The sequence below is a fragment of the Streptomyces sp. NBC_00576 genome, assembly GCF_036345175.1.
Taxonomy (GTDB): domain Bacteria; phylum Actinomycetota; class Actinomycetes; order Streptomycetales; family Streptomycetaceae; genus Streptomyces.
The window spans coordinates 2,337,786-2,350,937 of the sequence record NZ_CP107780.1 but is presented as its reverse complement, the minus strand read 5'-3'; the positions used below and the strand labels follow the sequence as shown (position 1 = coordinate 2,350,937).

Genomic DNA, 13,152 nt, shown 5'->3' with positions numbered 1-13,152 from the left:
CCTACGTGGCGAGCAGGCGCGCCCTGGACTCCGCCACGTCGAAGTCCGCCTTCGGGTACTGCGGGGCGAGCGCCTCCAGGTGCTCCAGCAGCAGTCGGCTGATCGCCCAGTTGCGGTACCACTTGCGGTCCGCCGGGATCAGGTACCAGGGAGCGTCGGCCGAACACCGCTCCAGGGCGATCTCGTACGCCTCCTGGTACGCGGGCCACAGGGCGCGCTCGTCGATGTCGCCGACGTTGAACTTCCAGTGCTTGTCGGGGTTGTCGAGGCGTTCGAGGAGACGGCGTCGCTGCTGGTCGTAGGAGATGTGCAGGAAGCACTTCACGACGGTCACGCCGTCGTCGGCGAGGGACTTCTCGAAGCCGTTGATCTGGCTGTAGCGGCTGGTGAGCTGGGCCCGGGAGACGAGTTCGCGGACCCGGGCGATCAGGACGTCCTCATAGTGCGAGCGGTCGAAGATGCCGATCTCGCCGGGCTGCGGGAGGGCCCTTTTGATGCGCCAGAGGAAGGAGTGGCCCAGTTCCTCGTGGGTGGGTGCCTTGAACGCCTTGATCCGGCAGCCCGACGGGTTGAACAGGCCGATGACGTGCTTGACGGTGCCGCCCTTGCCGCTGGTGTCCATGCCCTGCAGGACGAGCAGCAGCCGCCGCCGGTCCCCGGCCGAGCCCGCCGCCCACAGGCGCTCCTGGAGGTCCGCGAGCCGTTCGCCCATCCGAGCGGTGTCGACGAGCCCGGCGGCCTTGCCGGCGGGCCCGCCCGGGGTGGCCCCGGTGTCGTACGCGCCGAGGTCCACGTGCTCCCCGCCCGGGACGCGCAACAGCTCACTCAGCGTGTTCGGGGCACTCTCCGTATGCTTCCCGGCGTCCTGTTTCGAGCCCTTCTCGGCCATGGGGCACCTCTTCCGGTCCGGTCCCTCGATCCTGCGGCGCGGGAGCGTGACGCGCCAGCCGTCGGCGGCTACCGGCGCGTGCAGCGCCCGGTGGGGTTGGCGGCGGGCGGGCGGCACTGGTCGGCGAAGTCGGTGGCGCTGGTGCTCAGGTAGCGGCCCAGGCAGGTGGCCAGTGTCGTGCGGCCGCGTTCGTGGCAGAAGGCCAGTGCGGCCCGGCCGTCGGCGAACGGGCCTGGGGCGTAGATCACCCAGTAACCCGGTCGCAGGGACGCGTATGTGTCGCTGCGCACGAACACCGCCTCCGGCACGGACTCCCTGACCTCGGCGAGCCGTGCGTCGCGGGCGGCGGTCCCGGAGCCGACCGGCTCGGAGTGGAGCTGGGCGATCCAGCGGCCGGCCGCGGCGGGCGAGGGAGCCGGTGAGGTTCTCGTACCGGAGGCCCGGCCCGAGTCGCCGTCCGTCTTGTTCCCGTCGAGGACGCGCGGCGCGAGGAAGAGGGCGGCGAGGGCGACGAAGACCGCGAGCACGGCGGACCCGACGACCCGCTTGCGACGGTTCGGCGACGGCAGGAGCCGCCCTCCCGCCCTACGTGGCTCCGCGCCGGTCGCCATGTGTCGGGGCGCCGCCAGCGTCCGCTGAACGGATCCCGCTGTTCCGCCCGTCGCCACCTGCTCCAGCATCGCCGCCAGTCGGCCCGCCTCGGGGCGCGCCGCCGGGTCCCGTTCGAGCAGTGCTTCGAGTACGGGGGCCAGCGGGCCGGAGCGGGACGGCGGCGGGACCTCGGACTCCAGGACGGCGGCCAGGGTCGTGAGCGAGGTCTCGCGGCGCAGGGGGCTCACGCCCTCCACACACACGTACAGCACGATTCCCAGGGACCACAGGTCGGCGGCCGGGTCGTCGGAGGGGCCACGGATGCGTTCCGGGGCGATGTACTCGGGGGAGCCGATGAGTTCGCCGGTCACCGTCAGGGCCGTCGCGCCCTGGAGCGCGGCGATCCCGAAGTCGGTGAGGACCGCGCTCCCGTCCTCTCGCACCAGGATGTTCGCCGGTTTGACGTCCCGGTGCTGGACGCCCGCCGCGTGCGCCGCGCGCAGCGCGTCCAGTACCTGGCCGCCGATCCGCGCTGCCTCCACCGGCGTCAACGGGCCCGATTCCAGGCGCTTGTCGAGCGAGACGCCGGGCACCAGTTCCATGACGATCCAGGGCTGCGGATCGTCGTCGATGATCTGATGGACCGTCACCACGTGCGGGTGGCTGAGCCGGGCGAGCGCCCGTGCCTCGCGCATCACCCGTTCCCGTACGACGTCGGACGCCGCCGCGTCGTGCCGGACCCGTACCGCCTTCAGGGCCACCTCGCGGTGCAGTACGGCGTCGCGGGCCCGCCACACCGTGCCCATCCCGCCGCTGCCGAGCCGCTCCAGCAGCTCGAACCGGCCGTCGATCACGTCCCCCGGTACGTTCATGGCGGACAGGTTATGGCCTGCCCGCCATGTCCCGTTCAGGGGGCGCCCGTTACCGCTTCCACGGGCCCCGCACCGCGAAGGTCGTCCCCGGCGTGTAGCAGTTGACGTACATCGTCCTGCCGTCGGGAGAGAAGGTGACGCCCGCGAACTCGCCCCATTCCGGGGCGCTTTCGGTGCCGATGTTCTGCGCGTTGCGGGCCATCGCGTACACCGTGCCCTTGCGCGTCACGCCGTACACGTGCTGGGCGCCCTCCCCGTCCTCGCACACCATCAGGCCGCCGCTCGGGGCGAGGGTGATGTTGTCCGGGGATTCGCCGGGCAGTTGGACGTCCGTGTCCGGGCCGAAGACGATGACGAGGGTGAGGCGGCGCGCGGCGGGGTCGTAGCGCCAGATCTGGCCGAAGTGGGTGGCCGCCGAACCCTCGCCCGCGTGGGCGAACGACGACACGAAGTACACGCACCGCCCGCCCCAGTAACAGCCCTCCAGTTTCTGCGCGTGCGTGATGCCCTTCGGGCCGAAGTCCTGGAGGCGGACGGGGGTCTGGGCGGCCAGCGGGTCCGGTACGTCCACCCACTCGACACCGTCGAAGGTGGCGCCCGGCTCCTGGATCGAGGAGAGGTCGGGCACTCCCGGTACGCGCATCGCCTGGAGCCGGCCGCCCGCGCGCAGTGAACCGACCCCGCCCAGCGGCCTCTTGGGCAGGAAGCGGTAGAAGAGACCGAAGGGTTTGAGGAAGGCGTCCTCGGTCTCGTAGACGATGCCGTTCCTCGGGTCGACGGCGATCGCCTCGTGCTGGAAGCGGCCCATCGCGGTGAGCGGGACGGCGCCGGTGCGGTGCGGGTCGGCCCCGTCGACCTCGAAGATGAAGCCGTGGTCCTTGGTGTAGCCGTTGGTGCCGGCCTTGTCCTCGGTCTCCTCGCAGGTCAGCCAGGTGCCCCAAGGCGTGGGCCCGCCCGCGCAGTTGACGGCCGTACCGGCGATGGCGACCCGTTCCGAGAGGACGTCCCCGTCCCGGTCGAGGGTGAGGGACGTACAGCCGCCCTTGCCCATCGGGTCGTAGGTGAGGCCCTTGACCGTCGGGACCGGGATTCTGGGAGTGGCTCGGTTCTCGTGGTTGCGGACCAGATGGACGCGGCCGTGCCGGCCCGCGAAGGCCGCCATGCCGTCGTGGTTGGAGGGGACCGGTCCCTCGCCCGAGCGCAGGGGATCGCCCTCGCGGGACAGGACCCGATAGCGGAAACCTTTCGGCAGGTCGAGCAGACCCTTCGGGTCGGGGACCAGGGGGCCGTAGCCCGAGTGCCCCAGCTCCTGGGCGGCGGCCGTCCCGGCGAAGAGTTCGGAGAGGGCTCCGGTGAAGGCGATCCCGGCCCCCAGGGCGCCGGTGCGGGCGAGGACCTGGCGTCGGGAGGCGGGCGAGCTGTCAACTGCCTTGGAATGACCGGCTGTTGAGGAACCATCGATTTCGGGCATATCGATTTCGGACATGAGGCGACCTTCCTGCTGGCGGACAGGACTGTGACCTTGCCGTGTGTATCACGCCCTACGGGCCTCGGGAACCACGCGCGTAGCGCGCCTCATCCGGGTGACCCTTCTGGAGGCGGCTGCTGGGGCTGCGCCCGTTCCAGGAAGCGGAGCAGTTCCACCGGGAAGGGCAGGACGAGCGTCGAGTTCTTCTCGGCCGCGACCGCCACCACCGTTTGGAGCAGCCGGAGTTGGAGTGCGGCGGGCTGCTCGGACATCACTCCGGCGGCCTCCGCCAGTTTCTTCGAGGCCTGCAACTCGGCGTCCGCGTTGATGATCCGGGCCCGCCTTTCCCGGTCGGCCTCGGCCTGGCGGGCCATCGAGCGCTTCATCGTGTCCGGCAGGGACACGTCCTTGATCTCGACCCGGTCGATCTGCACGCCCCAGCCGATGGCCGGGCTGTCGATCATCAGCTCCAGGCCCTGGTTGAGCTTCTCCCGGTTGGAGAGGAGGTCGTCCAGGTCGCTCTTGCCGATGATCGAGCGCAGCGAGGTCTGCGCCATCTGGGAGACCGCGAACCGGTAGTCCTCGACCTGGATGATCGCGTTCGCCGCGTCGACGACCTTGAAGTAGACGACCGCGTCCACGCGCACGGTCACGTTGTCCCGTGTGATGCCCTCCTGGGCCGGCACCGGCAGCGTGACGATCTGCATGTTGACCTTGTGCAGTCGGTCCACGAACGGGACCACCAGCGTGAAGCCGGGCGGCCGTACGTCTCCGGTGAGGCGGCCGAGCCGGAAGACGACCCCGCGTTCGTACTGCTTGACGACCCGTGCCGCCGCCCCGATGTAGACGAGCCCGGCGCTTGCGGCGGCGACGCCCGCGGCCAGCAGTTCCTCAAGCATGACGACGACCTTTCGCAGCCGTCCCGTACGTGCCGATCGGCACCCTTAACAAACGATATGCCCGGTCCGGGGCTCGGGGCGAGTCCCGGACCGGGCAACCTCGTACGCGGAGGCTATGGCGCGGTCGTCATCATCCTCACGGGTTCCGTCCCGGCCTCGCTGTGTCGCTCCGCCCAGCTCTCCAGGGCCGTGCGGCAGGCGTGGTCCAGGTGGTGCAGGCCCGAGAGGTCCAGCTCTATCGGCCGGTCCTGGGGCAGCGCCTCAAGGTTGTCGAGGATCTTCGGCAGCCGCAGGAAGGTCGCGTTGCCCGACAGATACGCCTGGATGGGCCCGGCGCCCTTGTCTATGACCTCCAGCTTGAGGTGCGAGGCCTCCCAGGCGGTCTTGCCCACCGACAGTGCGAGACCGATCAGCACGCCCTCGAACATGTTCACGGACACGATCGCCACGGCCGTGACCACCAGGATCAGCGCCTCACCCCGGTGCTCGCGCCAGAGCGAAACGACCCCGCGCACCGGTATGAGCTTCCAACCGGCGTGGACGAGGATGCCGGCCAGTGCGGGCAGCGGGATGAGCGCCAGCGCGCCGGGCAGCAGCGCCGCGAACAGCAGCAGCCATACGCCGTGCAGCACCCGGGACGCCTTCGTCCGCGCGCCCGCCTGGAGGTTCGCCGAGCTGCGCACGATCACCGCGGTCATCGGCAGCGCGCCCAGCAGGCCGCACACGGTGTTGCCGGCGCCCTGCGCCATCAGTTCCTTGTCGTACTGGGTGCGCGGACCGTCGTGCAGCCGGTCCACCGCGGCGGCGCTGAACAGGCTCTCGGCGGACGCGATCAGCGTGAACGCCACGACCGTGCCGAGGACGCTCAGGCTCGCCAGTTCGCCGAAGGCGCCGAGCCCGGGCAGCTGGACGGCGTCCAGCAGGCCCTTCACCTCGACGGTTCCCACCGGCAGGTTGAACACGAGGGTGACGGCGGTCGCCAGGACCACCGCGGCGAGCGCGCCCGGTACTGCCCGCACCTTCTTGGGCAGCCGCTGCCAGAGCACGATCACGGCTATCGTGCCCGCGCCGACCGCCAGCGAGGCCAGCGCGCTGGTGCTCCCCACGGCCTTCGCGGCGGCGTCGGGCAACCCGGTGATCTTGTCGAGCCCGGCGGCCGGCGCCTTCAGCCCGGCTGCCGCGTACAGCTGCCCGGCGATGATCACCAGCCCGATCCCGGCCAGCATGCCCTCGACGACGGACACCGATATGGCCCGGAACCAGCGCCCCAGCTTCAGGGCGCCCATGGCCAGTTGGAGCAGCCCGGCGGCGAGCACGATCACCCCGAGCGCGGGCAGCCCGTGCTCCCGTACGGCCTCGAAGACCAGCACGGTGAGGCCGGCGGCGGGTCCGGAAACCTGGAGGCTGCTGCCCGGCAGGAGTCCGGTGATGATGCCGCCCACGATGCCGGTGACCAGGCCGAGTTCGGCCGGCACGCCGGAGGCGACAGCGACCCCCACGCACAGCGGCAGGGCGACCAGGAACACGACGAGCGAGGCGGCGAAGTCCTGCCGCAGATGGGGGACCTTGGCAAGTATGGACATGGCGGCCCTCACAGCGCTTCGAACGCGTCGGTGGCGGCGCGGTGTTCGCGCACGGAGCCGGTGTGCACCTCGTAGTACCAGCCGCGCAACCGCAGTTGACCCTTCGCCAGGCGTTGCTCCACGCACGGGTAGGAGCGCAGCCGCAGCAGCTGTGCGAGGACGTGGTTCTGGACGGCCGAGGCGACCGTCGGGTCGTCGGTGGCGGACGAGGCCGTGGCTGCGGCCGTGGGGTCGTCGGCGGCGTGCGCGAGCCAGTCGCGTACGGCGGGTACGGCGGTGAGGTCGTCGCCGCGCACCAGGGCGCCGACGGCACCGCAGTGCGAGTGGCCGCAGACCACGATGTCGCTGACGCCGAGGACCTCCACGGCGTACTCGATGGTGGCCGCCTCGCCGGTGGGGCGGGCGGAGGCGTACGGGGGAACGATGTTGCCCGCGGTGCGCAGTTCGAAGAGCTCGCCGGGCCTGGCACCTGTGATCAGGGCCGGCACGACCCTCGAATCGGAGCAGGTGATGAACAGGACCTGGGGGGACTGGCCTGCGGCCAGCTTGGCGAACTCCTCAGGGCGCTGACCGAAGGTACGGGCGTTCTCGATGAGGGGCTGCATGTGGTGACTCCTCCTGGCGCGCCTCGATGGCGCGTCGGACGTACATGACAGAGCGTGGGGGGAGGCTTCTGCTGTCAGCAGCGGAACACTTGGAGCGCGGCCGGGGTGTGCGCGGTCAGCGATCTGGGCGCCTGATGGCGGGACGTGACGCGCGTTTCCGGTTCGTGCGGGGCGGCGGGGTCCACTGCGCGGAGCGGGCGCTCGGGTATCTGGGGACCTGAATCGGCGATGCGATGCCGGTCGCGGGTGCGCAGAGGCAGGCTCGGGTCGTGATGGCGGCCGCCATCACCGCAGGTGACGTACTCGTCGCGCTGGGCTGCTGCCCTGGGTTTGATTCTGGGCTCGGTCTTGGCCTCGGCTTGACGGACTGTGTGCGCGGATGCGAAGGAGGCTGTGGGAGCGAAGAACTGGAGGGCCAGCAGGGCGGCGGCGAGGAGCGAAATCACGGTCCGGGCCGTAGTACCTCGGAACATGCGCCCCCCTCCAGGTGTTCGCGGTCTCTTGCGCTCGTCAACGGTTGGTCAACTGCGGGTCAAGAAACACGTTAACCCTGCGAAGTTGTTTGCAGGGTTAACTTAACGTTTCAAGCTGAAGAGAGCCTGAAAAGCGCGGGTGGGATGACGTGAACTGAGCCTTGACCTGCGGTAGTTCATATGGCTGACGAGCGAGGCTCAGGCGTGTTCCACGAGACCCTTGGCGTCGCGGGCCAGTGCGGTCAGGCGGGAGATCGCGCGGAAGTACTTCTTGCGGTAGCCGCCGTTCAGCATCTCCTCGCTGAACAACTGGTCGAAGGGCAGACCGGAGGCGAGCACCGGCACCTCGCGGTCGTACAGCCGGTCGGCGAGCACGACGAGCCGCAGCGCCGTCGACTGGTCGGGAACCGGCCGCACGTCGGTGAGGCACACGGCCTTCAGGCCGTCCGTGAGGGCGCCGTACCGGCTGGGGTGCACGCGTGCGAGGTGGTCGAGGAGGTGCGGGAAGTCGTCGAGCGACGAGCCCTCGGTGGCATACGCCGCCTTGGTCACCTGCTCCTCGGAGTACGGCGCCGGGGCCTGGGGCAGCCCCCGGTGGCGGTAGTCCTCGCCGTCGATGCGCAACGCGCGGAAGTGGGCGGACAGGCCCTGGATCTCGCGCAGGAAGTCGGCCGACGCGAACCGGCCCTCACCGAGCTTGCCCGGCAGGGTGTTCGAGGTCGCGGCGAGCGCGACACCCGCGTCGACGAGCTTCCCGAGCAGCGTCGAGACGAGGACGGTGTCGCCCGGGTCGTCCAGTTCGAACTCGTCGATGCAGAGCAGCCGGTGTCCGGACAGGGTCTGGACGGTCTTCTGGAAGCCGAGGGCGCCGACCAGGTTCGTCAGCTCCACGAAGGTGCCGAAGGCCTTGAGGGCGGGCTCGGCCGGGGTGGCGTGCCAGAGGGAGGCGAGGAGGTGGGTCTTGCCGACGCCGTAACCGCCGTCGAGGTAGACGCCACGGGGACCGGCCGGCACCTTGGGCGCCTTGACCTTCCCGAACCCGAAGAACCCCCGCTTGCCGCCCCCCACGGCGTGGGCCCCGCCGAGCCCGCCCGCGAAGCCGTCGAGGACGCGCACGGCCTCGGTCTGGCTGGGCTGGTTCGGGTCCGGGATGTACGTACCGAAGCGCACCGAGTCGAACCGGGGCGGCGGCACCATCTCGGCGACCAGCCGGTCCGCGGGGACGTGCGGCTCACGGACGCACAGGGACAGCGGGGCCGTGTCGGCTATCGGGCCGAAACCGGGGGCGGCGGGGGTGGTAGGCACGGTTCACCATGCTAGTTCCTGTCCGGCGGGCCCAGCCGGTCTGGATCGACCGTGCACGGACACGATGCCGGGTGGGGGCCGGTGTGTGCGGCGGCAGGCAGGAGGAGGGCGGCGGCCTGCGGGGGTCCCTCCGGCCGAGCGAAGCCGGGAGCGCGGGGAGTGAAGGAGCCGGTAACCAGGGCAAACGCCGCATACAGGCGCACCGGGCCTCGCGATCCAGGGCTCGGCCCGCCGGACAGACCCTGGGTACCGTGCCAGACTGCCTGGCATGCGACGCCTGTTCCCTGTGACCGAAGAGACAGTTGCCGGGGCCTCGGGAGGGGCCGTGGAAACCGGTGGTGCCGGTGGTTCGCCCGGCGGTGCCGGGACGGGCGACCGGGAGTGGAGCCTCGATGAGCTGGCCGCCGCCTACGCCTACCCCGAGCGGACGAACGGGCGCCAGGAAGCCTGGCTACGCGCCAACATGGTGTCCACGCTCGACGGCGCCGCCCAGCACGACGGCCGCTCGCAGCCCATCTCCTCCGCCGCCGACATGCGTGTCTTCGGCACCCTGAGGCAACTGGCCGACGTGGTCCTCGTCGGTGCGGAAACGGTACGCCAGGAGGGTTACCGTCCCGTTCGCGCACGTCCGGAGTTCACCGCGGCCCGGGAGGCGGCCGGACAGGCCGAGGTCGCGGCGGTCGCGATCGTCAGCGCGAGTCTGGAACTGGACTACTCGCTCCCGTTGTTCACCTCGCCCCTGGTTCCCACCCTGATCCTCACGGGTGCCGCGGCCGCTCCCGACCGGGTCGCGGCGGCCGAGAAGGCGGGTGCCCAGGTGGTCGTCGCCGGTGACGGCATGGGCGTGGACCCGGCGCGCGCCGTACAGGCCCTCGCCGACCTCGGGCACACCCGGCTGCTGGCCGAGGGCGGGCCTCGACTGCTGGGGCAACTGGTGGCGGCCGGTGTGCTCGACGAGCTGTGCCTGACGATCTCCCCGATGCTCACCGTCGGGGACGCCCAGCGGATCTCGGGCGGGCCTTCGGTGGGGGTTCCCCGTCACTTCGAACTGGTGTCGTTGCTGGAGGAGGCCGGCTTCTTGTTCAGCCGGTATCACCGCTCCTGACGCGTGAGTTCCCGCCCGTGTCGACACGATTCGGAATCGCTCGTTCCGTTTGACTTTCGCTGGGCACACTAAATTTCGCAGTCCCCGTGCGATCACGGGGCAGGATGGTTTCAGCAGGGGCCTACGGACGGCCCACGGAGGAGAAGGGCACCTGTCGTGTTCACAAGCGTACTGATGATCGAGAAGGCCCTGACGTCCGCCGACGTGGAGTTCGTCACCACCTTGCACGGCGAGGAGGGAGTGGCCTTCCACGTGCTGCTCCAGCCCCGTGGCGATCAGGCCGACCGGTTGCTGCGGGCCATCGACGACATCGCACTGGGCGAGCTCGACGACGCGGCGCACGAAGGGGAGACCCCCGAGGGCGAGGACGCGGCGGCGACGGCGGAGCGGGCGCTGGAGGTGTCGCTGGCGGCGTTGCGGGTGGCGGGGCACGAGGCGGACGGGCAGATTGTCGAGGACCATCCGCTCGATGCGTTGAAGGGCTTGGTGGAAGAGATCGACGCGGATGAGGTCATCGTGCTGACCGATCCCCACTACGTGGAGGAGTTCTTCCACCGGGACTGGGCCTCTCGGGCTCGGCACAAGGTGGGGGTGCCGGTTTTGAAGTTGTTCTCGCACAGTAAGGCGTAGTTGTCCGGGTGCGGGTGCGTGGGGGCCGGTCGCGCCCACGCGGCGGAGCCGCATATCGATACAGCCCCGCGCCACTCAGGGCGATGCGGTCACCCTCGTTTCACAGGCAATAGGCTGACTCCTCGAACGTCCGCCGTACGCACCACGCACAGGGAGACACACATGGCACCCGGCCTTCCCATCGCCATGGACCGACCGCACTTCATCGGCATCGGTGGTGCAGGGATGTCGGGGATCGCGAAGATCCTGGCGCAGCGTGGGGCCGTGGTGGCCGGGAGTGATGCCAAGGAGTCCGAGACCGCCGCGGCGCTTCGGGCGCTGGGGGCGACCGTGCACATCGGGCACGCGGCCGGGCATCTGGCCGACGACGCCACCTGCGTCGTGGTCTCCTCCGCGATCCGGGCGGACAACCCGGAGCTGGCGCGGGCGGCGGAGCTGGGGATCCCGGTTGTCCACCGTTCGGACGCGCTCGCCCGGCTGATGGACGGCCTGCGGCCGATCGCGGTCGCGGGCACCCACGGCAAGACGACCACGACGTCGATGCTGGCGGTGTCGCTGAGTGAGCTGGGACTGAACCCCTCGTACGCGATCGGCGGCGACCTCGACGCGCCCGGCTCGAACGCCCTGCACGGCGACGGCGACATCTTCGTGGCCGAGGCGGACGAATCGGACCGCAGCTTCCACAAGTACGCGCCCGAGGTCGCGATCGTCCTCAACGTCGAACTCGACCACCACGCCAACTACGCCTCCATGGACGAGATCTACGAGTCCTTCGAGACGTTCGCGGGCCGCATCGTGCCCGGCGGGACGTTGGTGATCGCCGCCGACCAGGACGGTGCCCGCGAGCTGACGCGGCGCCTGCCGGACTCCGTGCGGGTGGTGACGTACGGGGAGTCGGCGGACGCGGATGTGCGGGTGCTGTCCGTCGTGCCCCAGGGGCTGAAGAGCGAGGTGACCGTCGAACTGGACGGGGCCTCGCTCACCTTCACGGTCTCGGTGCCCGGCCGGCACTACGCGCACAACGCGGTGGCCGCGCTGGCGGCGGGCGTCGCGCTGGGCGTGCCCGCCGGCGAGCTGGCCCCCGCCCTGGCGGCGTACACGGGGGTGAAGCGGCGGCTCCAGCTGAAGGGCGAGGCGGCGGGCGTCCAGGTCATCGACTCGTACGCCCACCACCCGACCGAGATGACGGCCGACCTGGAGGCGATGCGGGCGGCGGTCGGTGACGCGCGCATCCTGGTGGTCTTCCAGCCGCACCTCTTCTCCCGTACCCAGGAGCTGGGCAAGGAGATGGGCGAGTCGCTGGCGCTGGCGGACGCGTCGGTGGTCCTCGACATCTACCCGGCCCGCGAGGACCCCATCCCCGGCGTGACGAGCACGCTGATCATCGATGCCGCGCGGACCGCGGGCGCCGATGTCACGGCCGTGTCCGACAAGGCGGAGGTGCCCGAGACCGTCGCGGGAATGGCGAAGCCCGGTGATCTCGTTCTCACCATGGGCGCGGGTGACGTGACGGACCTGGGCCCGCGGATCCTGGACCGCCTGTCACGGTGACGTTCACGGTTCCGCAGTGACTGTCGCGGTGATTTCGCGGTGACTTTCGTAGTGAGGGGCTGAGCTTCATGTCGTACGACGTCGAAAAGCCGGATGAGCAGTGGCGCGCGGAGCTGACGCCGGCCGAGTACACGGTCCTGCGCCAGGCCGGCACGGAGCCCGCCTTCGTGGGTGAGTACACGGACACCAAGACGAAGGGTGTCTACTCCTGCCGGGCCTGTGGCGCCGAACTCTTCACCTCGGACACGAAGTTCGAGTCGCACTGCGGCTGGCCGTCCTTCTTCGACCCGAAGGACACCGACGCGGTGGAACTGCTGTCGGACCGGACCCACGGCATGGTGCGGACCGAGGTGCGATGTGCGCGGTGCGGGTCGCATCTCGGACATGTGTTCGAGGGGGAGGGGTATCCGACCCCGACCGATCAGCGGTACTGCATCAACAGCATCTCGTTGCGGCTGGCGGCCGACGAGGGCTGAGGACGGGAAGCGCAACTGACTGTCGCAACCGACGACCGGGGCCCTGCCGTCTGCGGACGGCAGGGCCCCGGTGGTGTTCCTACGATGTGCAGACGTCCGTCAGCCTGTCGGCGGCCGCGTCGATCCTGCTGGAGTCCGGGTTCGTGTCGCCGTTCAGGATCGACTTGTTGTAGTCGTCGATCGCCTTGTCCAGGTCGTCGACCGCCTTGTCGACCTTGTTGTCGTCCGTCTCCTTGTTGATCTTGTCGAGGTTCTTGTCGATGGTGTCGATGGAGTCGTCGGTCTTCGACGGGTCCTTCACCGCGTCCCAGCCGGCCTCGTGGATCGCCTTGACGCTGTCCGAGATCGAGTCGGCGTTGCTGAGGCAGTCCAGGGAGCTGTCGAGGTCCTCGCAGCCGGTCAGGAGCCCGGCGGTCAGGGTGACGGCGGCAGCGGCGGTCGCGATGGCGGCGATACGACGACGTCCACGGCGGCGGTTCGAGGGCATGGAAAGGGTCCCTTCACTTCATGGGTTGACGAGGGCTTCGGCGATCGGGCGATCAGGCGAGACCAGGCACATGCCCCGTTGTGATCTCCTGCCGACTACGATCCCGCCGTCCGCCCGCCGCCACGAGGGACCGCTCTCCCGAATGCATGGTGTAGCCCGCTCCACCATCCGCCGTGCCGCGCGCTTGTCGGTGCTCTGGAACCGCTCAGGGGCTGTTG

At 70.3% G+C, this 13,152-nt stretch carries 13 protein-coding genes; 4 read left to right on the top strand and 9 right to left on the bottom strand.

The window, feature by feature from the left end:
* Window position 1 precedes the first annotated feature (1 nt).
* From OG734_RS09945 to zapE, 8 genes are all read right to left on the bottom strand, one after another.
* Window positions 2-889 (bottom strand): PPK2 family polyphosphate kinase, encoded by an 888-nt coding sequence (locus OG734_RS09945; RefSeq protein ID WP_330287123.1) that lies wholly within the window; start codon window positions 887-889, stop codon window positions 2-4.
* 68 nt (window positions 890-957) lie between these two features.
* A complete protein-coding gene (locus OG734_RS09940; protein ID WP_330287122.1) occupies window positions 958-2,352 on the bottom strand; it encodes a serine/threonine-protein kinase in 1,395 nt (464 codons plus the stop codon).
* A gap of 49 nt (window positions 2,353-2,401) precedes the next feature.
* Complete coding sequence (locus OG734_RS09935) at window positions 2,402-3,823, bottom strand: PhoX family protein (RefSeq protein WP_330293620.1); 1,422 nt, start codon at window positions 3,821-3,823, stop codon at window positions 2,402-2,404.
* A gap of 104 nt (window positions 3,824-3,927) precedes the next feature.
* A complete protein-coding gene (locus OG734_RS09930; RefSeq protein ID WP_330287121.1) occupies window positions 3,928-4,719 on the bottom strand; it encodes a slipin family protein in 792 nt (263 codons plus the stop codon).
* Between the two features lie 113 nt (window positions 4,720-4,832).
* Complete coding sequence (locus OG734_RS09925) at window positions 4,833-6,302, bottom strand: SulP family inorganic anion transporter (RefSeq protein WP_330287120.1); 1,470 nt, start codon at window positions 6,300-6,302, stop codon at window positions 4,833-4,835.
* 8 nt (window positions 6,303-6,310) lie between these two features.
* Window positions 6,311-6,907 (bottom strand): carbonic anhydrase, encoded by a 597-nt coding sequence (locus tag OG734_RS09920; RefSeq protein WP_330287119.1) that lies wholly within the window; start codon window positions 6,905-6,907, stop codon window positions 6,311-6,313.
* Between the two features lie 74 nt (window positions 6,908-6,981).
* Window positions 6,982-7,380 carry a hypothetical protein gene (locus OG734_RS09915; RefSeq protein WP_330287118.1) on the bottom strand — a complete coding sequence of 133 codons (399 nt, stop codon included), beginning with the start codon at window positions 7,378-7,380 and terminating at the stop codon, window positions 6,982-6,984.
* Window positions 7,381-7,578: 198 nt separating this feature from the next.
* On the bottom strand, window positions 7,579-8,685 hold the full coding sequence (zapE, locus tag OG734_RS09910; RefSeq protein WP_330287117.1) for a cell division protein ZapE: 1,107 nt from the start codon (window positions 8,683-8,685) through the stop codon (window positions 7,579-7,581).
* Between the two features lie 268 nt (window positions 8,686-8,953).
* On the opposite strand from zapE, the gene OG734_RS09905 reads away from it, so the two are divergent.
* From OG734_RS09905 to msrB, 4 genes are all read left to right on the top strand, one after another.
* A complete protein-coding gene (locus OG734_RS09905) occupies window positions 8,954-9,790 on the top strand; it encodes a pyrimidine reductase family protein (protein ID WP_330287116.1) in 837 nt (278 codons plus the stop codon).
* 156 nt (window positions 9,791-9,946) lie between these two features.
* On the top strand, window positions 9,947-10,420 hold the full coding sequence (locus OG734_RS09900; protein WP_330287115.1) for an indole-3-glycerol phosphate synthase: 474 nt from the start codon (window positions 9,947-9,949) through the stop codon (window positions 10,418-10,420).
* Window positions 10,421-10,582: 162 nt separating this feature from the next.
* On the top strand, window positions 10,583-11,971 hold the full coding sequence (gene murC, locus OG734_RS09895) for a UDP-N-acetylmuramate--L-alanine ligase (protein WP_330287114.1): 1,389 nt from the start codon (window positions 10,583-10,585) through the stop codon (window positions 11,969-11,971).
* 68 nt (window positions 11,972-12,039) lie between these two features.
* Entirely contained in the window at window positions 12,040-12,447 is a 408-nt protein-coding gene (gene msrB / locus OG734_RS09890) for a peptide-methionine (R)-S-oxide reductase MsrB (RefSeq protein ID WP_330287113.1), read from the top strand.
* 79 nt (window positions 12,448-12,526) lie between these two features.
* On the opposite strand, the gene OG734_RS09885 is transcribed toward msrB, so the two are convergent.
* The gene (locus tag OG734_RS09885; RefSeq protein ID WP_330287112.1) at window positions 12,527-12,934 is read right to left on the bottom strand and encodes a hypothetical protein; all 408 of its coding nucleotides are present in this window, start codon (window positions 12,932-12,934) and stop codon (window positions 12,527-12,529) included.
* Between the last annotated feature and the right edge of the window lie 218 nt (window positions 12,935-13,152).

Coding starts and splice junctions, on each gene's coding strand:
- OG734_RS09945 (WP_330287123.1), bottom strand. CDS start 889: ATGGCCGAGAAGGGCTCGAAACAGGACGCCGGGAAGCATACGGAGAGT.
- OG734_RS09940 (WP_330287122.1), bottom strand. CDS start 2,352: ATGAACGTACCGGGGGACGTGATCGACGGCCGGTTCGAGCTGCTGGAG.
- OG734_RS09935 (WP_330293620.1), bottom strand. CDS start 3,823: ATGCCCGAAATCGATGGTTCCTCAACAGCCGGTCATTCCAAGGCAGTT.
- OG734_RS09930 (WP_330287121.1), bottom strand. CDS start 4,719: ATGCTTGAGGAACTGCTGGCCGCGGGCGTCGCCGCCGCAAGCGCCGGG.
- OG734_RS09925 (WP_330287120.1), bottom strand. CDS start 6,302: ATGTCCATACTTGCCAAGGTCCCCCATCTGCGGCAGGACTTCGCCGCC.
- OG734_RS09920 (WP_330287119.1), bottom strand. CDS start 6,907: ATGCAGCCCCTCATCGAGAACGCCCGTACCTTCGGTCAGCGCCCTGAG.
- OG734_RS09915 (WP_330287118.1), bottom strand. CDS start 7,380: ATGTTCCGAGGTACTACGGCCCGGACCGTGATTTCGCTCCTCGCCGCC.
- OG734_RS09905 (WP_330287116.1), top strand. CDS start 8,954: ATGCGACGCCTGTTCCCTGTGACCGAAGAGACAGTTGCCGGGGCCTCG.
- murC (WP_330287114.1), top strand. CDS start 10,583: ATGGCACCCGGCCTTCCCATCGCCATGGACCGACCGCACTTCATCGGC.
- msrB (WP_330287113.1), top strand. CDS start 12,040: ATGTCGTACGACGTCGAAAAGCCGGATGAGCAGTGGCGCGCGGAGCTG.
- OG734_RS09885 (WP_330287112.1), bottom strand. CDS start 12,934: ATGCCCTCGAACCGCCGCCGTGGACGTCGTCGTATCGCCGCCATCGCG.